This is a genomic window from Tepidimonas taiwanensis (assembly GCF_020162115.1).
GTDB classification, from domain to species: Bacteria; Pseudomonadota; Gammaproteobacteria; order Burkholderiales; family Burkholderiaceae_C; genus Tepidimonas; species Tepidimonas taiwanensis.
In genome coordinates this window covers 2,709,500-2,728,628 of sequence record NZ_CP083911.1, presented here as the reverse complement: position 1 = coordinate 2,728,628, position 19,129 = coordinate 2,709,500, and the positions used below count along the sequence as shown (strand labels likewise).

Sequence of the window (19,129 nt, the reverse complement as noted above, 5' to 3'; positions counted from 1 at the left end):
GATGGCGCCCGACGATTGGGAGGGTTGGCTGCGGCTGATGGCGACCGACGGCGTCGGCGCGGCCACGGCGCGCCGGCTGCTGGCGGCCTTCGGACCACCCGACGCGATCTTCGCGCAGTCCCTGCGCGCGCTGGCCGACGCGGTCGGTGAGGGGATCGCCCGCCGCCTACACGGGACACCCGCGGACTGGGACGCGCTGCGGGCGCGCACCCGTGACTGGCTGTGTGCGCCCGACTGCCACCTGATCGCCCTTGGCGACGCGGCCTACCCCGCCGCGCTGCTCGCCACGCCCGACCCGCCCGTGCTGCTGCACGCGCGCGGCGACCCCACGGCGCTCAACGCCCCGCGCACGCTCGCCATCGTCGGCAGCCGTAACCCCACCGCGCAGGGGGCGGAAAACGCCCGCGCCTTCGCCCAGGCGCTGGCCGCCGAGGGGGTGTGCATCGCCTCGGGCCTGGCCGCCGGGATCGACGCCGCCGCGCACGAGGGGGCGCTGGCCGCCGGCGGCCTGACCGTCGCGGTCGTCGGCACCGGGCTGGACCGCGTCTATCCGGCGCGTCATCGGACGCTTGCGCAGCGCATCGCGGCCAGCGGCTGCCTGCTCAGCGAATACCTGCTCGGCACGCCGCCGCTGGCGCCGCACTTCCCGCGGCGCAACCGCCTCATCGCCGGCCTGGCCCAGGGCACGCTGGTGGTGGAGGCCTCGCTCGGCTCCGGCTCGCTGATCACCGCGGAGCTGGCCACCCAAATGGGGCGCGAGGTGTTCGCCATCCCCGGCTCGATCCACTCGCCGCAGTCGCGCGGCTGCCACGCGCTGATCCGCCAGGGCGCCAAGCTGGTGGAGACCGTCGCCCACATCCACGAGGAACTCACCGGATTGTGGGGTGCCCATGCCTCCGCCACCCGGCCGGCGGCAGACCCGGCCGCCACCGGTGCCGCAGACCCCGCCGACGACGGGGACGCGGTGCTCGCCGCGCTCGGCTATGAACCGACGGCGTTCGACGTGCTGCAGGCGCGCTGCGGGTGGGACACCGCGGCGCTGCAGGCCCACCTGCTGATGCTGGAGCTCGACGGCCGCGTGCAGCGTCTGCCCGGCGGACTGCTGCAGCGCGTGGTGCGCGCCTAAGCGACGCGCCTGGGACGTTCAGACCACCGCGCCGGCGTTCGGGTCGTCACCTTCGCCGGGCTTCTTCGCGGGCTTGACCAGGTCCTCGCGCTTGATGCCCAGCCATATCGCAATCCCCGCGGCGACGAATACCGACGAGTAGATGCCAAACAGGATGCCGATCGTCAGCGCCAGCGCGAAGTAGTGCAGCGTCGGGCCGCCAAAGAGCAGCATCGACAGCACCATCGCCTCGGTCGAGCCGTGCGTGATGATGGTGCGGCTCATCGTCGAGGTGATCGCGTAGTCGATCACCTCGCGCACGCTCATCTTGCGCTGGCGACGGAAGGTCTCGCGGATACGGTCGAAGATGACCACCGACTCGTTGACCGAGTACCCCAGCACCGCGAGCACCGCGGCGAGCACCGACAGCGAAAACTCCCACTGGAAGGCCGCGAAGAAGCCGAGGATGATGACGACGTCGTGCAGGTTGGCGATGATCGCGGCGACCGCGTACTTCCACTCGAAGCGCACGGCCAGATAGAGCATGATGCCGCCGATGACGAAGGCCAGCGCCAGCAGCCCGTTTTCGACGAGTTCACGCCCGACCTGCGGGCCGACGAACTCGGTGCGGCGCAGCTCGACGCCCGGGTGCTGGGCGCGCAGCGCGGCGAGCAGCTCCTCGGCCTGCGCCCCGGAGCCCACGCCTTCGCGCAGCGGCAGGCGCAGCAGCACGTCGCGCGCACTGCCGAAGTGCTGCACCGGCACCTCGGCGTAGCCCAGCCGGGCGACCGCCTCGCGCACCGGCGCCAGCTCCACCGGCTCGGGGTACGCGACCTCGATCACCGTGCCGCCGGTGAACTCCACCGACAGGTTGAGCCCGCGCACCAGCAAAAACCCGACCGAAGCCGCGAACAGCAGCAGCGACACCACGTTGAGCACCAGCATGTGGCGCGTGAACGGGATCGTGCGGCGGATGTGAAAAAGTTCCATGGGTGTCACTCTCCTGGGGCCGCCTCAGTTGCCCTTGGCCGCCGCCGTGCCGGGCTCGACGCGGATGCCGATCGCGATGGCGCGCAGCTTTTTCTGCCGTCCGTACCAGAGGTTGACCAGCGCGCGCGAGAACATCACCGCCGACAGCATGCTGGTGAGGATGCCGATGCAGTGCACGACGGCAAAGCCGCGGACCGGCCCGGAGCCGAACGTCAGCAGCGCCAGCCCCGCCAGCAGCGACGTGAGGTTGGAATCCACGATCGTCCCCCAGGCGTGCTCGTAGCCCTTGGCGATCGCCGTCTGCGGCGCGGAGCCGTTGCGCAACTCCTCGCGGATGCGCTCGTTGATGAGCACGTTGGCGTCGATCGCCATCCCGAGCGTCAGCGCCATCGCGGCGATGCCGGGCAGCGTCAGCGTCGCTTGCAGCATCGACAGCACGGCCACCAGCAGCATCAGGTTGAACACGAGCGCCAGGCTCGAGACCAGCCCGAAGAACGTGTAGTAGACGCACATGAACGCCACCACCGCCACGAACCCCCACACGACGCTGTTGAAGCCCATGCGGATGTTGTCGGCCCCCAGGCTCGGGCCGACGGTGCGCTCCTCGACGATCTCCATCGGCGCGGCCAGCGACCCGGCGCGCAGCAGCAGCGCGGTGTCGTTGGCCTCCTGCGTCGTCATGCGACCGGAAATCTGCACGCGGCCGCCACCGATTTCGGTGCGGATCACGGGCGCGGTGACCACCTCGCCACGGCCCTTTTCGAACAGGATGATGGCCATGCGCTTGCCGACGTTGGCGCGCGTGACGTCGCGAAACACCCGCGCGCCCTTGCCGTCGAGCGTCAGGTTGACCACCGGTTCCTGCGTCTGGCTGTCGAAGCCGGCTTGCGCATCGGTGAGGTTTTCGCCGGTCAGGATCACCTCGCGCTTGACGATCACCGGGCGGCCGCTGCGGTCCAGGTAGCGCTCCGAACCGAACGGCACCGGGGCGTTGACGTCGCGCTCGGCCGCCAGCCCCTCGGGGCTTTCGTCGACCATGCGGATTTCCAGCGTCGCCGTGCGGCCCAGGATATCCTTGGCCTTGGCGGTGTCCTGCACACCCGGCAGCTGCACGACGATGCGGTCCAGCCCCTGCTGCTGGATGACCGGCTCGGCCACGCCCAGTTCGTTGATGCGGTTGTGCAGCGTCAGGACATTCTGCTTGAGCGCCTGCTCCTGCACGCGGCGCGCGGCGTCCGGCCGCAGCGTGGCGACGACGACCGTCTGCCCGTCCTCGGCGCGTTCGGTGACAACGAGGTCCGCAAACTCCCGCGCGATCAGGTCGGCCACGGCCCGCGCGGTGGCGGCGTCGGCCGCGCGCACGAGCACCGCGTCCCCTTCGCGGCGCACCCCACCGTGGCGGATCCCTTTGTCGCGCAACGCCGTGCGCAAATCCCCCGCCAGGCTCTCGACACGCTTGGTCAACGCCGCGGGCATGTCCACCTGCAGCAGGAAGTGCACGCCGCCACGCAAATCCAGCCCGAGGTACATCGGTTGCGCACCGATGGCCTGCAGCCACGCCGGGGTGCGCGGCAGCAGGTTGAGCGCGACCACGTGCGTCGGGTTTCCCGGGTCGGGGTTGAGCGCGCGCTCGATCGCGTCGCGCGCCTGCAGCTGGGCGTCGGTGGTGGCGAAGCGCACCTTGACCGACTGCCCGTCGGCCTGGATCGCCTCCGCGCGCAGCTGGGCCGCCGCGAGCGCCTGTTCGATGCGCGCGACGACGTCCTCGCCGAGGCGGTGGCCCGCGCGCGCGGGCGAGACCTGCACCGCGGGCGATTCACCGAACAGGTTGGGCAGCGTGTAGAGGACGGCGATGACGAACACGACCGCCAGGGTCGCGTACTTCCACCACGGGTAACGGTTCATGGACGAAGACCTTGCGGCACGCGCGGTGCCGCGGTGGGATGGCCACGCGCGGGCGCGGCGCCGATCACTTCAGCGTGCCTTTGGGCAGCACCTGCACGACAGCGGTGCGCTGCAGCTGCACCTCGACGCCGTCGGCGAGCTCGATGCCGATGTAGGGGTCGCCGAGCTTGGACACCTTGCCCAGCAGTCCGCCGGCGGTGATGACCTCGTCCCCCTTGGCCAGGGCGTCGATCATCGCCTTGTGCTCCTTCTGGCGCTTCATCTGGGGCCGGATCATCACGAAATACAGCACCACGAACATGAGCACCAGCGGCAGCAGGCTCATGAGCGTCGAGGGCGCGTCGCCGCCCGCGGCGGCCTGGGCATAAGCGGTGGAGATGAACACGTCGAAATCCTCAGGCGTGTGAAAAACGGTGAAAAACGCACGGGCCGCCGGGCGCGCGAGCGCAGCGCCGCCCGCACCGACAGGCAAACGGCCATTGTAGCCCCAGCCCGCGACCCGCACGGGGCGCCACGGTTTCAGTCCGGATGCGCCTGTGCCACGACCGGCTGGGGCCGCACCCGCACGCCCCACCACACCCCCGCCACCAGCGCCACGATGCCCGCCAGCGACGGCCACGCCGGCCACTGCCCGCGCCACAGGTACGCGTACAGCAGCGCGGCCAGCGTCTCGAAGACGATCAGCTGTCCGGCCAGCGCGGTGGGCAGCCGCTGGCTCGCCGCGTTCCAGCACAGCGTCCCGAGCCACGACGCGAGCAGCCCGATCGCCACCATCAGCCCGACGAAGACCGCGGGCCGCGGCCCGAACGGCAGGGGAAAGGCGCTGCCGTGCGCGGCGCTCCAGCCCCAGAACGCCGCAAACCCCAGCGCCGCCAGCGGCAGCGTGGCCAGCCCCTGCGCCGTGGACCACGCGCGCGGGCTGCGCTGCGGGTGCGCGCGCAGCCAGTCCGCGTTGTGCAGCGGGTACCACGTCCAGCACGCGACCGCCCCCACCGCGAGCAGCGCCCCCAGCGCATATCCGGCGACGTCGCGCGCCGGATCGGCCAACACCGCCTGCAACTCCGTGTGGTTGACCAGCGCGATGCCAAGGGCGATCAGCGCGAGCGCCGGCCACAACCGCCGCCACGGCAGCCGGCCGTCGCGCGCCGCGTCGCGCCGGTTCGCCACCACCGCGATCACCACCGGCAATGTACCGATGATGACCGTGGACAGCGGCCCGCCGGTGCGCTGGATCGAACTGGCGAGCAGCAGGTAGTACAGCAGGTTGCCGACCAGCGCCAGCTTGAGCGCGTGCCACCAGTCCGCCGGGCGCAGCTGCCGCAGCTCCGCGCGATCCCACCACGCCAGCGGCAGGCACAGCAGGCCGAACGCCAGGTAGCGCCCGAACGACTGCAGCGCCGCCGGGTACTCCGGCAGCATCAGCGGCGCGACGAAGACGAGGCCCCACAGCAGCCCCGCGGCCAGCGCCCACGCGACACCGGCGCCAAACGCCATGCCCGCCCCCCGCTGTACCGCTTTGTCTGCCGCCCCCTGTGGTGTCACCGCCCCTTTCATGCGCCTGCCATCCTCCCGTTCGCCGGAAAAATACAGCAGTGTAGGCGCACCGGGCACCGACGCGGCGGCGATACGGCGCCGCCGCGGTCAACAGCGTGACGACCGCGCGGCGGTCAGGCTGCCTTGGCCGCCGGCTCGGCCGACGACTCGCCGGCGCGCCAGCGGCGCAGCAGCTCGTCCCACAGCGGGCGCGCGGCCTGCAGGTGACGCTCTTTCACGTGACCGAAGCCCTTGACCCGCCCGGGCCAGCGCGCGATCTCCAGCGCCAGCGGCAGCCGCTCGGCGGTGAGGCCGGCGAGCACCTCCTCGATCGCCGCTTCGTACTCGCGGATGAGCGCGCGCTCGGTGCGCCGCTCCTCGGTGTGGCCGAAGGGGTCGAGCCACGTGCCGCGCAAGCCCTTGAGCCGGGCCAGCAGCCGGAACGCGTGCATCACCCACGGGCCGTAGGCGCGCTTGACCAGCTCGCCTTTTTCGTTGCGCTTGGCCAGCAGCGGCGGCGCGAGGTGAAAGCGCAGCGTGAAGTCCCCGTCGAACTGCTCGCGCAGCTTGGCCATGAAGGCCCCGTCGGTGTAGAGGCGCGCGACCTCGTACTCGTCCTTGTACGCCATCAGCTGCGCGAGGTGCCGCGCCACCGCTTCGGTCAGTGCCGTGGAGCCGGTGCCCAGCGCCGCTTCGGCCTGCTGCACGCGTCGCACCAGCGCCTCGTAGCGCTGCGCGTAGGCGGCGTTCTGGTAGCCCGTGAGGTGCTCGACGCGCGTGTGGATCACATGCTCCAGCGTCGGGCGCGGGCGCAGCTCGACCACCTGCGCCGGCTGCAGCCACCGCTTGACGGCGGCCTCGTCGTGCGCGGCGCGGCGGCCCCACTCGAACGCGGCCTTGTTGGCCGACACCGCCACCCCGTTGAGTTCGATGGCGCGCTCGATCGACTCGCGCCGCAGCGGAATCCAGCCCTTTTGCCACGCGTAGCCCAGCACCATCGGGTTGACGTAGAGGGTGTCACCGAGCACGCGCAGCGCCAGCGACTCGGCATCAAACGCTCCCACCCCCGCACCGCCGACGGCCTCGGTGATCGCCGCCACGCAACGCGCCGACGGGTTGTGCCAGCCACCGTCCTTGATGAACGCCGCGGTCGGGGTCGCCTGGGCGTTGAGCGCGACGTGCGTGCGCCCGGGACGCATGCGCGCCAGCGTCTCGGGGCTCGCGCTCACGATCGGGTCGCACGCCAGGATCAGGTCCGCCGCCGCGGTGCCCACGCGCGTGGTGAGGATGTCCTGCTGCCGCGCGCCGATCAGCACGTGGCTCCAGGTCGCGCCGCCCTTTTGCGCGAGACCCGCCGCGTCCTGTGTGACGATGCCCTTGCCCTCGATGTGCGCGGCCACACCCAGGATCTGGCCGATGGTGATGACGCCGGTGCCGCCCACCCCTGCGACGACGATGCCCCACGCGTCGCCGCCGGGCTGCAACGTCGGCAGGTTCGGCTCGGGCAGCGGCGGCAAACTCTTCGCATCCGGTACCCCGGCGTCGCGGCCGGGCTTGCGCGGCTTGGCGCCCTGCACCGTCACGAAGCTCGGGCAAAAGCCCTTGACGCAGGAGAAATCCTTGTTGCAGGTGCTCTGGTTGATGGTGCGCTTGCGGCCGAACTCGGTCTCCAGCGGCTCCACCGACAGGCAGTTGCTCTGCACGCTGCAGTCGCCACAGCCTTCGCAGACGCGCTCGTTGATGACGGCGCGTTGATCCGGATCGGCCATCAGACCGCGCTTGCGCCGGCGGCGCTTTTCGGTGGCGCAGGTCTGGTCATAAATGATGGCGGTCACGCCCTCGGTCTCGCGGCACTCGCGCTGCACGCGATCCAGCGCGTCGCGATGCAACACCGGCACGTCCGGCGGCAGCGTCAGCGTCACGCCGCCGACGGTGGTGTGGTGGGCGTTGGCGTACTTGGCCGGCTCGTCGGTGACGATGAAGAGCTTGCGCACCCCCTCGCTGCGCAGGCTGTGCACGATCTGCAACACCGAGTGGCCTTCCGGGCGCTCGCCCACCGGCTGGCCGCCGGTCATCGCCACCGCGTCGTTGTACAGGATCTTGTAGGTGATATTGACGCCCGCGGCGATCGCCTGCCGGATCGCGAGCAACCCGCTGTGGAAGTACGTGCCGTCGCCCAGGTTGGCGAAGATGTGCTTCTCGTTGGAAAACGGCTGCTGCCCCACCCACGGCACGCCCTCGCCGCCCATCTGCGTGAAGGCGACGGTGTTGCGGTCCATCCAGATCGCCATGTAGTGGCAGCCGATGCCGGCCATCGCACGCGAGCCCTCGGGCACGCGGGTGGAGGTGTTGTGCGGGCAGCCCGAGCAGAACCACGGCACGCGCTGCGCGTCGGCAGTACTCACCTGCAGCGGCTGCAGCGAGCGCTCACGCGCCTCGATGACAGCGAGCTGCGCCTGTACGCGCGCGGCGATGTCGCTGCCCTCGGGCAGGATGCCACGGCGCGTCAGGCGCCGCGCCAGCGCGCGCGCGATGATCGCGGGCGTCAGGTCCGCGTTGGCGCGCAGCAGCGTATTGGCCGTCGGGTTGGGCATGGACCACTCGCCGCCCGAGTGATCCCCCTCGATTTCGTCGAACTTGCCCAAGACGTCCGGCCGCACGTCCGGGCGCCAGTTGTAGAGCTCTTCCTTGAGCTGGTATTCAATGACCTGGCGCTTTTCCTCCACCACCAGGATTTCGCGCAGCCCTTCGGCAAACGCGCGCGTGAGCTGCGCCTCCAGCGGCCACACGACCGCCACCTTGTGCACGCGGATGCCCAGCTGGCGGCACGTCTCGTCGTCCAGCCCCAAGTCGTGCAGCGCCTGGCGCAGGTCGTTGTAGGCCTTGCCGCTGGCGATGATGCCGTAGCGGTCGTGGGGGCCTTCGATGACGTTGTGGTTGAGGCGGTTGGCGCGCACATAGGCCAGCGCCGCGTACCACTTGTAGTCCATCAGCCGCGCTTCCTGCTCCAGCGGCATGTCCGGCCAGCGGATGTGCACGCCGCCCGGCGGCATCTCGAAGTCGTCCGGCAGGACGATGCGCACCCGCTCGGGGTCGATCTCGACGGTGGCGCTGGACTCGACGATCTCCTGGATCGTCTTCATGCCGGTCCACACGCCTGCGTAGCGGCTCATCGCCCACGCGTGCAGCCCGAGGTCGAGGATCTCCTGCACGCTGGCGGGAAAGAACACCGGCAGCCCGCAGGCTTTGAAGATGTGGTCGCTCTGGTGCGCGGCAGTCGAGCTCTTGGCGACGTGGTCGTCGCCCGCGACCGCGATCACCCCGCCCCACGGCGTCGTGCCCGCCATGTTGGCGTGCTTGAACACGTCCGAGCAGCGGTCCACGCCCGGCCCCTTGCCGTACCACAGCCCGAACACCCCGTCGTAACGGTTGCTCCCCGGCGGCGCAAACCCCAGCTGCTGCGTGCCCCAGACGGCGGTGGCCGCCAGCTCCTCGTTGACGCCGGGCTGGAAGACGACATGGTGCGCCTTCAAGTGCTCGCGCGCCTTCCACAGCGCCTGGTCGTAGCCGCCCAGCGGCGAGCCGCGGTAGCCGCTGATGAAGCCGGCGGTGTGCTTGCCCAACAGCTTGTCGCGCTGGTGCTGCAGCATCGGCAGGCGCACCAGCGCGTGGATGCCGCTCATGAAGGCGCGGCCACGCTCCAGAGCGTATTTGTCGTCCAGCGACAGCGTCGCGAGCGCGTGCGCAACGGACGCGGGCAGTTCCGTGGTCATGGCAGTGTCTCCTCTGCAGAATCGTGGCCGGTAAGCCACACCACCCGGGCAGGGGGCCTGCCTGCGCCCCCGGGCACGCGCGGGATCGCCGCCGCGCGCCGGTTCACCCGGCTCCGCGCGGAAGTGTACGGGCAAATCGCCACCGGCGCATCCCGCCCGCTGTCACCCTCGCCACGGCGTGGCGCGGCGGCCGCGATAGCCACGACCACGCCATCCCATCCGTAGAAAAAATCCTCCGCCCGGCCGCTGTGCAAGCCCCCACTGCAGCGGCACAATCTGGAGCCGATGGACCTCAAACCGCTCATTACGCTGCTGGCCATCGTCAACCCGTTGGCGATCGTGCCCTTTTTCATCCACTACACGCTGGGGTTTTCGCGCGCGCAGCGGCGGCGCACGATCGCGATCTCGGCGCTGACGGCGTTTGCGGTGATCGCGATCTCGGCGCTCGCGGGGCTGCAGATCCTCGCGTTTTTCGGCATTTCGCTGGCGAGCTTTCAGGTCGGCGGCGGCATGCTGCTGCTGATGTCGGCGCTGGCGATGCTCAACGCCCAGCCGGCCGAGGCCAAAGCCACACCCGACGAAGTCGACGACGCCGCCAGCCGCGCCTCCATCGCCGTGGTGCCGCTGACCATCCCGCTGCTGACCGGCCCGGCGACGATGTCCACCGTCGTCATCTACGCCGACCAGGCCAAAACCTTCTGGCAGCACGCGGCGCTCGTCGGCTACGGCGTCGTCATCGCGGCCGCCACGGCCGTGTGCTTCGCGCTGGCCGAGCCGATCGCGCGCGTGCTCGGCAAGACCGGCATCAACGTGATGACGCGGCTGATGGGCCTGATCCTGGCGGCGCTGGCGGTGGAGGTCATGGCCAGCGGCTTACAACGACTATTTCCGGTTTTGGACGGGGCGTGACACCCCGACGGCGTCACGCCCGCGCCCCCTCACGAGCACACGAGCCCCATGCACATTCTGGTTGCCGAAGACGACCCCACGCTGGCCGAGGCCCTGTGCACCCGCTTGCGCCAAGAGGGTCACACCGTCGAGTGGGCACCCAACGGCCCTGTCGCTCTTTACTTGATGCAAAAAGGCGGGCTCGATGCCGTCATCCTCGACCTGGGCCTGCCGTTGCAGGACGGATTGGAGGTGCTGGCGCAAGTGCGCCAGAGCCAACCCGATTTACCCATCCTCATTCTCTCGGCCCGCGACGGCCTCAACGATCGCGTGCGCGGGCTGCAGCTCGGAGCCGACGACTACCTGATCAAACCTTTCGAGTGGGTCGAACTGATGGCACGCCTGCACGCCATCACCCGCCGGCAACAAAGCAGCGGCCACGCAACACTGAGCTGCGGTGACGTCTCACTCGACCCGGCGGGGCGACGCGCCATCGTCGCGGGTCAGCCGGTAGAGCTCAGCGGTCGCGAGTGGAGCTTGCTGCAGCTGCTGCTGCACCGCCAGGGGCAGGTCGTCACCAAAGCCGACATCCAACGCGCGTGGTCCGATGGCCACGCGGAGACCGAGCCGGGCAATACCATCGAGGTCTATATCCACCGTTTGCGACGCAAGCTCGAGCCTTCCACCGTCACCATCCGGACCGTGCGCGGTTTGGGTTACCTGCTCGAGGCCGGCACCGCATCCACACCATGAGCCCCCCTCACAACGCTCCGCGCCTGAGCCGGCTGTTGCTGTGGTGGGTGTTACTGCCGCAGCTGGTGCTGTGGGTCGCCGGAGGGGCCGCCGCATACTTTCTGACGGCCCGCTACGTCAACGCCATTCTGGATCAAGACCTGCTGCGCGCCAGCCGCTCGCTGGCGCGCCAACTCAAGCCCATCGGCAACGGGCTGCTGATCGATTTTCCCCGTGCGGCACAAGCCATTTTGGAGGCCGACCCCGATGACCGGCACTACTACATGGTCAGCCTGCCGCCGGGGCATTTCGTCCTGGGTAACCAGCAGTTGCCCCCGGTGCCCGCCGCGCTCGCCCAGACCGCGCGCCCCGCCTCCCCTCTGCTCTACGACGGCCACATGCCCTTGCCGCCCGACGGTGCCCTTCGCCCGGTGCGGGTGGTGGCACTCTACGTGGCATTGGACGGGGAGCCCGGCGAGCCTCCGGCACTGGCTTTGGTACAAATCGCGCGCGCCGCGGTCGTACGCGAGCGGCTGGCACGCAGCATCTTGTTTGACATGTTGCTGCCACTATCGGCGCTGATGGTGGGCTTGAGCGCGCTTGTCTGGATGGGCATCCAGCGTGGGCTACGGCCGCTCACGCGCCTGACCGAGCAAGTCGCCGGCAGGGCTCCGACGGACCTGGCCCCCTTGCATTTGCAAGCCGCGCCACAGGAGCTGCATGCACTGGCCCACGCAGTCAACACACTGCTGGCCGAGGTGCAGCGGCACGTACAAACCGAACAACGTTTTTTGGCCGACGCCGCCCATCAGCTGCGCACGCCTCTGGCAGGCTTGAAAAGCCAAGTCGAGCTGGCGCTGCAAAGCGCGCCACCCGTGCCGGCGCAACACCGCGAGCGGCTGCAGCGGGTGTTGGCCAGCGCCACCCGGGCCAGCCATTTGGTGAACCAGCTGCTGGCCATGGCGCGCCTCGGGGCGCGCGGTGGCCTGCCCAACCGAGAGCGCCTTGAGCTCACCACATGGGCACAGGACGTGGTGGCCCGTTGGGTCCCGCGCGCGATGCGACACGGGGTCGATCTCGGCTGGACCGAAGAGACGTGTCCGGCGCTGCCCGTGCAGGCCAACCCTTTGCTGCTGGAAGAAGCGTTGGCCAATGTGTTGGATAACGCGCTGCGCTACGCCGGCAGCGGCCATGAAGTCACAGTGGGCACCCGCCTGCGCGACGCCAGCACGGCCGAGCTGTGGGTGCGCGACAACGGCCCCGGCATCGCCCCGGCGCATCGCGCCCATGTCTTCGATCGCTTCTATCGCGCCACGCACGACGACCAAGGATGCGGGCTGGGCCTGGCGATCGTGCACGACATCATGCAGCGCCACGGCGGCGGTGTGTCGCTGCACCATCCCGACGGCGGCGGCCTGGAAGTCCGGCTATACCTGCCCCTCACTCCTGCGGCTTGAGAAACACCGCCCGATCCGGGAAGAACGCCGCGTGCAGCGGCAGCAACGCGCCCCCCAAGGCACGCGCGTGCCGCCCCACCCTGCCCGCCATCACCCGCGGCGGGCGCAGACCCCACCAACGGTAGTGGCCCAGCTGGCTCTGCACCGACGACACCAGCGCTTGCAGCAACGCCGGCGGCAAACTCGCGTCGATGATGACCGCATCGACATCCAACATGGCGGCGGCGGTGGTCACCGTCATCGCCAAAGCGTCCCCCGCGCGCAACAACCACGCTTGCACCACGTCAGCCACTGGCGCTGGCACTTCCGCGTCGCCCAGCGCGCGTTGAGAGTCCCAGCCGCGCTCCTGTAACGCGCGCTCCAGTGACCACACCGATGCCACCTCCAACAGCTGCGCGGCATCGGCGCGCTCTGACCGCCCCAGAGGCATCGATCCGATAGCACCGGCGTTGCCGTGCAGCCCGCCCATGATGTGCCCGCCCAGAACGACTCCTCCGCCAACGAACGTGCCCACAAAAATATAGAGAAAATTGGCACACGTCTGCCCGTGCCCCTGCCACAACTCGGCCGCACAGGCGGCCAATGTATCCCGCGCCAACACCACGGGCACATCGACCATGCGCTGCACGGTGGCGAGCAAATCCACCCCCTGCCAGCGCGCCAAGACGGGCGCAGCCGCTGGCCCGAGCACTTCTGTCCACAGGTGCATGTCCCGCGGCGCGGCCAACCCCACCCCTGACACACGCGGCCACTGCGCCGCCCAACGGCGGCGCACACCGCGCAACTCCTGCTCGATGTGGGGCAGCAACCGCTGTGGATCCGGAGCCTCGTATTGCAACGAATGACGATAGCGGACCTGTCCCACGAAATCCGCCACCAGCACCTCCAAGCTACGGCGGCCCAACTGCACCCCGATGCCAAACGCCCCGTCCGGATTGAGCGCCAGCGGCACCGACGGCTGACCGATGCCCCCGCGGATGCGCGCCTGTTTCAGCAGCAGCCCGTCCGCGAGCAAGCGATCGACGATGGTGCCCACGGTCTGTTTCGACAGCCGGGTCAGCCGCGCCAGCTCGGCTTTGGGCGTCGGTCCGTGCAAGCGCAACGCCTGCAAAATCGTGCGCTCGTTGAACTGCCGCATGCCGTGGTGATTTGACCCATACACCGCCAGAGGCTCCGGCATGGCGACTTCCGCGTTTCGCTCCCAAGCGCGCACCATGACGACGTGGGACGGGTCGGTTTCGCGTACGCGCGACGACACCGCGCGCCTCCTCTCAATACGCCAGCGCCTCGGGGGGGATGGCCTGCGGCGGCATCGCCCCCGTCATAACCGCCACCGTGTCGGACATGGAAATTTTGCGGGGATCGAGCACCGCGACCCGCTTGCCCAGCCGCGCCACGTGGATACGGTCGGCCACCTCGAACACGTGGGGCATGTTGTGAGAGATCAACACCACCGACAACCCCCGATCGCGCACCCGACGGATCAGCTCCAACACCATCTGACCCTCTTTGACACCCAACGCCGCCGTGGGCTCATCCATGATAACGACGTGCCGTGCAAACGCCGCCGCGCGCGCCACCGCCACACACTGGCGCTGCCCGCCCGAGAGTGTCTCTACCGGCTGTGCCATCGAGCGAATGCCGACTTTGAGCTCCTGCAGCCGCGCAACACTCTGCTCCAGCATCGCCTTTTTGTCGAGCACACGCAACCACCGTCCCAACCAACTCGAGCGCCGAATTTCTCGGCCCAAAAACAGATTCTCGGCTATCGTCATCGCCGGGGCAACTGCCAGCTCCTGGTACACCGTCTCGACACCGGCGCACCGCGCATCCATGGGGTTGCGGAATTGAACGGGTTGCCCATTCATGCGAATTTCGCCCTCATCCGGCACCACGGCACCCGACAGACATTTGATGAGCGATGACTTGCCGGCCCCGTTGTCGCCAATGACGGCCAAAATTTCGCCCGCGCGCAAATCGAAATCGGCCCCATCGAGGGCGGTCACGTGACCGTAGCGCTTGACCAGCCCGCGCGCTTGCAACACCACCGGCGCGTTATCTGCATGCATCACCGCCCTCCCCTGCGCGCGACATTATCGAACGCCACCGCCAAAATCACCAAAATGCCCGTCACCAGCACCTGGTAGATAGAGGGCAAACCCATCAAGGTCAACCCGTTGCGAAATACGCCCACGATCAACACCCCCAACAACGTACCCATCACGGAGCCGCGCCCCCCGAAAAGACTGGTGCCCCCCAGCACCACCGCCGTGATGGCGTCGAGGTTGTCGGTCTGGCCGGCATACGGATCGCCCGCCCCCGTGCGAGCCACAGAAAGCATCGCGGCCACGCCATACAGCGCACCGGCCACAACGTACACCCCGAATAGCACGCGGTGTGTGGCAATCCCGACCAGGCGCGTGGCCTCCGGATGGTTACCCACCGCGTACACGTGGCGACCTGGCTGCGTCTCGCGCAGCGCCCACCACGCCACGGCGTATAGCAACAGCAACACTACCACGCCATAGGCAACAGCCGTCTCACCAAGACGAAAGGTGTTGCCCAGCCACACCATGCCTTCGGGGATATCCGTGATGGTCTGCGACCGGGAATACAGCTGCGTCACCGCAAACGCGATGTTGAGTGTGCCCAGCGTGACGATAAAGGAGGGCAGCCGCCACTGCGTGACCAACCATCCGTTGAGGGCACCGAGCAGCGTCGTGACAGCCAGCCCCAACGCCATCGCGGCCGGTGCACTCCAGCCCCAGTCGGCCGCGACCTTGGCCATGACCACCCCGCCCAGGGCCATGATCATGCCGCAGCTCAAATCGATGCCCGCGGTCAGAATGATCAGCGTCTGCCCCAGGGCCAACACCCCCACCACCATCACCTGCTGCAAGATCAGGCTGAAATTCTGCGGGGTCAAAAATCGCTCATTCTGGGTAGCAAAAAAAGCGACTGCCGCCAATAAAGCAAAGGCAGGCCCCAAAGCCGCGAGGGACGGCATATTGGCAAGACGTATGGCTGGCGTTTTCATCACGACGTTTACATTTGGCTAACCAACAGGCGTGGCCGAAGCTGCTCCATCCCCGGCCACGCGCTGCCCTTCAGCGTTTGCCCCAGCAATTGGCCAAACCAAAGTCGACATCTTTGCTGGGCACGCCCGGCACGGGTTTGGCCGCGATCAACTCAACCCCCGTGTCGGTGTAGCCACTCACCTTGCGGCCGGTTTTGGCATATTCGACACCCGCCGCCACCCCCATAGCCGCCATACGCAAGGGATATTGCTGGCTGGTCGCCGCGATGACGCCTTTGCCCACATTGGCCACCCCCTCACACCCGCCATCGACAGAGACGATCAAAACATCCTTTTCCTTGCCTGCGGCTTTGAGCGCGTTGTAGGCTCCGGCCGCCGCTGGCTCGTTGATGGTGTAGACCACATTGATGCTTGGGTTCTTTTGCAGACAGTTCTCCATGGCCGTCTGCCCTTTGGCCCGATCACCGTGGGTATCGGCCATGCACACCACCGCGTCGGGCCGAGCCAGCTCGTTGCTTTTTGCATCAAACGACGGCAGCCCAAAACCTTTCAAAAAGCCATTGTGGCGCTGCGCTCCCACGGGGTGCCCAGGGAACAGATCCAGTGTCGCAACGACCGGTTTCTTGCCCTGCAGCGCGGCTCGCGCATATGCACCGACGAGCTCGCCCGCTTTGTAATTGTTGGTAGCAAACAACGCGTCCGCGGCATTCTCGGGGTCGGTAGGACTGTCCAACGCGATCACCATGACCCCTTGCGCCTGCGCTTTTTTAATGGCTGGCACGATGGCCTTGGCGTCACTCGGGGTGATCAGAATGGTTTTGGCCCCGGCTGCCACCATATTCTCGATGGCCGTCACCTGCGAGGCATTGTCGCCATCAAATTTACCGGACGCCGTCAAGAGGGTAGCGCCCAGCTTTTTCGCTTCGGCCTCCGCCCCCTCTTTCATTTTGACAAAAAACGGATTGGTCTCGGTTTTGGTGATGAGCCCGATGATCGGTTGTGCTGAGCAAACGCCCGCCACCAAGCTGCTCAACAGCGCAAGCGCGAAACGGCTGCGCGCGCGATGGATCGCCTTCATGTTGTCTCCTTGAAACAAATGACCTTTGTCCGCGACAAGGGGTGCAACACGACGCAAGTGTCACCACCCCTTGACGTGCGGCATTGTGCCCAGCGCAAGCAAGTAAATCAAGGAGGTTTACTTAGTATTTTCCCTAGTACCCGCCCCCCTTCGACTCACTAGACTTGCCAGCCCATGAATCGCCCGATTTACGTCTATGGCGAAGCCTTGATGGACTGCGTCGTCGAGCCCGACGGCCGCTTGCGCCCCGTGCGCGGCGGCAGTCCCTACAACCTGGCGCGCGCGGCGGCCCGCTTGGGTGCGCGCGTCCACTTTCTGTGCCCGTTTTCGCGCGACCGCTTTGGCCAACAACTCAAAGCCGCTTTGGCAGCCGACGGCGCGGCCGCACTCTCGCCCGACAGCACGCTGCCCACGGCACTGGCCGTGGTGCATCTGCACGACGGACGCGCCGAGTACGCGTTCTATCGCGAAGGCGTCGCGGATCGCGACGTCAACGCCGCCCAGTTGGCGGCGTTGTTGCACGCCCGCGAACCGGGAATCCTGCACAGCGGCTCACTGGCGCTCATGCCACCCGACCACCAACGCACACTCGAGTTGCTGCGGCAGTTGCGACAAGCCGGCTGGACGATCAGCCTGGACCTCAACCTGCGGCCTCAAGTGGCCCAGGACTTGCAGGCCTACCGCGCGGCCGTGGCGCAGGCCTTGACCGTGGCCGATTGGATCAAAGCCAGCGATGAAGATTTGGTGGCCATGGGCTGCAGCGCCGACGCGCACGACCCCGAGCGCACCTTCGAGCCGCTGCTGCGCCATGGCGCGCGCCACGTGGCGGTCACTTTCGGCGCAGCCGGTGCTTGCCTGTGGGTCGACGGCTCACTGGCGCAAGCCCCCGCGCCGCCGGTCACCGTGCGCGACACCGTTGGCGCGGGCGACACTTTCTGGGGGGCCTGCCTGGCCGATTGGGCCAGCGGCGACCAGCCTGCACAACGCATCACCCAAACCCTGTCGCGCGCGCTGGTGGCGGCCGCCCTCAACTGCGAGCGCACAGGGTGCGACCCGCCGTGGCAACAGGAGGTGGAAGCGCGTCTGCGCATGTAACTTTATTACTCTATTTTTGCGATATCGCAGTACCTGCGTTACACTAGCCCATGTGCCCGCCCCGTCTCAACACCCATGACAGACACCGACCCCGCGATGACTGACATCGTCATTTTTGGCGGCAGCGGCGACTTGGCTTGGCGCAAGCTCATCCCCGCGCTGTACATGGCCGACCTCCACGGCCGGCTGCCCGAAGACACACGCATCCTCGGCTTGGGGCGGCAGCCCTGGAGCACGCAACAGTACGCGGCATTCTTGACGCAGCACAGCGCCCCTCAGCTGCGCGAGCAAGGCGATGACGAGCGCTGGCATCGCTTCCTGCAGCGCATTCAATACGTCGCGCTCGACGCCAACGATGCCAACGGTTATGCCGTGCTCGGCCCCTTGCTGCGCCCGCCCGCCACGCGGGTGTACTACCTGGCAACGGCACCCGCGCTCTTTGCCGCGATCTGCCAGCACCTCGACACCGCCGGGCTCATCACGCCGCAGTCTCGCGTCGTGCTGGAAAAACCATTGGGGCACGATCTGCCCACGGCGCAAGCCATCAACGCGGCGGTGGCGCAGCACTTCGCCGAGCACCAAATCTTTCGTATCGACCACTACCTGGGCAAAGAGACGGTACAAAACTTGATGGTGCTGCGCTTTGGCAACGCCATCTTCGAGCCCATTTGGCGCGCCCCCTATATCCGCAGCGTGCAAATCACGGTGGCGGAGACCGTGGGCGTGGGCAACCGCGCGGGCTTCTATGACCAAACCGGGGCGCTGCGCGACATGGTGCAAAACCACCTGTTGCAGCTGCTGTGCATCGTGGCCATGGAGCCTCCCCTGTCGTTGGAGCCTGACGATGTGCGGGATGAAAAGCTCAAAGTCCTGCGCAGCCTGCCGCGCATGGACCTGCCCACCATCCGCACGCACACCGTACGCGGCCAGTACACCGCGGGAGCCGTGGAGGGGCAATCCGTCTCGGGGTACCTCGAGGAGCCGGGCGTGCCCGCCGACAGCCAGACCGAAACTTTTGTCGCGCTGCAAACACAGGTGCGCAACGCGCGCTGGGCGGGCGTGCCGTTTTTCCTGCGCACTGGCAAGCGCATGGCCACGCGCCGCTCGCAAATCGTCATCGACTTTGCACCGCTGCCATTCTCCATCTTCGGGCACAGTGGCGACGCCATCGTCAACCGCCTGATCCTGACGCTGCAGCCCGAAGAGTCCGTCCAGCTGCAAATGATGGCCAAGGAGCCCGGCTCCGGCATGAACACCAAGCCCGTTTATCTGAATCTGGACCTGGAATCCGCACTGGAGGGACGGCGCGCCGAGGCGTATGAGCGGCTGCTGATCGACGTCATCAAAGGACGCTTGACGCACTTCATGCGTCGCGATGAGTTGGAAGCGGCGTGGCGCTTCATCGACCCCATTCTGGAAGGTTGGCGTGCGCTGGGCGAAAAACCGCGCCCATACACCGCGGGCACCTGGGGGCCGGCCGCCTCCTCCGCTCTGATGGCGCGCGCGGGCTGCTCGTGGTTCGAGGAAAGCTGACGA

15 protein-coding genes are annotated in these 19,129 nt (G+C 68.1%); 6 read left to right on the top strand and 9 right to left on the bottom strand.

The window, feature by feature from the left end; genetic code table 11:
• Position 1 precedes the first annotated feature (1 nt).
• Positions 2-1,126, top strand: coding sequence for a DNA-processing protein DprA (gene dprA, locus LCC91_RS12910; protein WP_043700301.1), 1,125 nt, complete (start codon positions 2-4; stop codon positions 1,124-1,126).
• Positions 1,127-1,144: 18 nt separating this feature from the next.
• Here the strand turns inward: dprA and secF are convergent, their stop codons facing one another.
• The 5 genes from secF to LCC91_RS12885 form a co-directional block, all read right to left on the bottom strand.
• Positions 1,145-2,095, bottom strand: coding sequence for a protein translocase subunit SecF (gene secF, locus LCC91_RS12905; RefSeq protein WP_143897710.1), 951 nt, complete (start codon positions 2,093-2,095; stop codon positions 1,145-1,147).
• A 24-nt stretch (positions 2,096-2,119) separates the two neighbouring features.
• The gene (gene secD, locus LCC91_RS12900) at positions 2,120-4,000 is read right to left on the bottom strand and encodes a protein translocase subunit SecD (protein WP_143897708.1); all 1,881 of its coding nucleotides are present in this window, start codon (positions 3,998-4,000) and stop codon (positions 2,120-2,122) included.
• A 64-nt stretch (positions 4,001-4,064) separates the two neighbouring features.
• Entirely contained in the window at positions 4,065-4,385 is a 321-nt protein-coding gene (gene yajC / locus LCC91_RS12895) for a preprotein translocase subunit YajC (protein ID WP_043700383.1), read from the bottom strand.
• 134 nt (positions 4,386-4,519) lie between these two features.
• Positions 4,520-5,494, bottom strand: coding sequence for a DMT family transporter (locus tag LCC91_RS12890; RefSeq protein WP_043700298.1), 975 nt, complete (start codon positions 5,492-5,494; stop codon positions 4,520-4,522).
• Between the two features lie 173 nt (positions 5,495-5,667).
• Positions 5,668-9,306: an indolepyruvate ferredoxin oxidoreductase family protein gene (locus LCC91_RS12885; protein WP_043700297.1), complete on the bottom strand. Its 3,639-nt coding sequence runs from the start codon at positions 9,304-9,306 to the stop codon at positions 5,668-5,670.
• Between the two features lie 285 nt (positions 9,307-9,591).
• Here LCC91_RS12885 and LCC91_RS12880 point away from each other — a divergent pair, with 285 nt between their 5' ends.
• The 3 genes from LCC91_RS12880 to LCC91_RS12870 are packed head-to-tail and all read left to right on the top strand — an operon-like array spanning position 9,592 to position 12,383.
• Complete coding sequence (locus LCC91_RS12880; protein ID WP_043700295.1) at positions 9,592-10,215, top strand: MarC family protein; 624 nt, start codon at positions 9,592-9,594, stop codon at positions 10,213-10,215.
• Positions 10,216-10,263: 48 nt separating this feature from the next.
• Positions 10,264-10,947 carry a response regulator transcription factor gene (locus tag LCC91_RS12875; protein ID WP_043700289.1) on the top strand — a complete coding sequence of 228 codons (684 nt, stop codon included), beginning with the start codon at positions 10,264-10,266 and terminating at the stop codon, positions 10,945-10,947.
• On the top strand, positions 10,944-12,383 hold the full coding sequence (locus LCC91_RS12870; protein ID WP_043700287.1) for a sensor histidine kinase: 1,440 nt from the start codon (positions 10,944-10,946) through the stop codon (positions 12,381-12,383). The genes LCC91_RS12875 and LCC91_RS12870 overlap by 4 nt, the downstream gene beginning before the upstream one ends.
• Here the strand turns inward: LCC91_RS12870 and LCC91_RS12865 are convergent.
• From LCC91_RS12865 to LCC91_RS12850, 4 genes are all read right to left on the bottom strand, one after another.
• A complete protein-coding gene (locus LCC91_RS12865) occupies positions 12,367-13,521 on the bottom strand; it encodes an ROK family transcriptional regulator (protein WP_231572174.1) in 1,155 nt (384 codons plus the stop codon). The genes LCC91_RS12870 and LCC91_RS12865 overlap by 17 nt on opposite strands.
• A 133-nt stretch (positions 13,522-13,654) precedes the next feature.
• Positions 13,655-14,452, bottom strand: a complete 798-nt coding sequence (locus LCC91_RS12860) for an ATP-binding cassette domain-containing protein (protein ID WP_043700285.1) — start codon at positions 14,450-14,452, stop codon at positions 13,655-13,657.
• Positions 14,452-15,420 carry an ABC transporter permease gene (locus tag LCC91_RS12855; protein WP_052231510.1) on the bottom strand — a complete coding sequence of 323 codons (969 nt, stop codon included), beginning with the start codon at positions 15,418-15,420 and terminating at the stop codon, positions 14,452-14,454. Before LCC91_RS12855 ends, LCC91_RS12860 begins: the two co-directional genes overlap by 1 nt.
• A 70-nt stretch (positions 15,421-15,490) precedes the next feature.
• Positions 15,491-16,498 carry a sugar ABC transporter substrate-binding protein gene (locus LCC91_RS12850; RefSeq protein ID WP_143897706.1) on the bottom strand — a complete coding sequence of 336 codons (1,008 nt, stop codon included), beginning with the start codon at positions 16,496-16,498 and terminating at the stop codon, positions 15,491-15,493.
• A gap of 174 nt (positions 16,499-16,672) precedes the next feature.
• Here LCC91_RS12850 and LCC91_RS12845 point away from each other — a divergent pair, with 174 nt between their 5' ends.
• Together LCC91_RS12845 and zwf are read left to right on the top strand one after the other, a co-directional pair.
• Positions 16,673-17,593: a PfkB family carbohydrate kinase gene (locus tag LCC91_RS12845; protein WP_043700278.1), complete on the top strand. Its 921-nt coding sequence runs from the start codon at positions 16,673-16,675 to the stop codon at positions 17,591-17,593.
• 96 nt (positions 17,594-17,689) lie between these two features.
• On the top strand, positions 17,690-19,126 hold the full coding sequence (zwf, locus tag LCC91_RS12840; RefSeq protein WP_224440955.1) for a glucose-6-phosphate dehydrogenase: 1,437 nt from the start codon (positions 17,690-17,692) through the stop codon (positions 19,124-19,126).
• Positions 19,127-19,129: the final 3 nt, after the last annotated feature.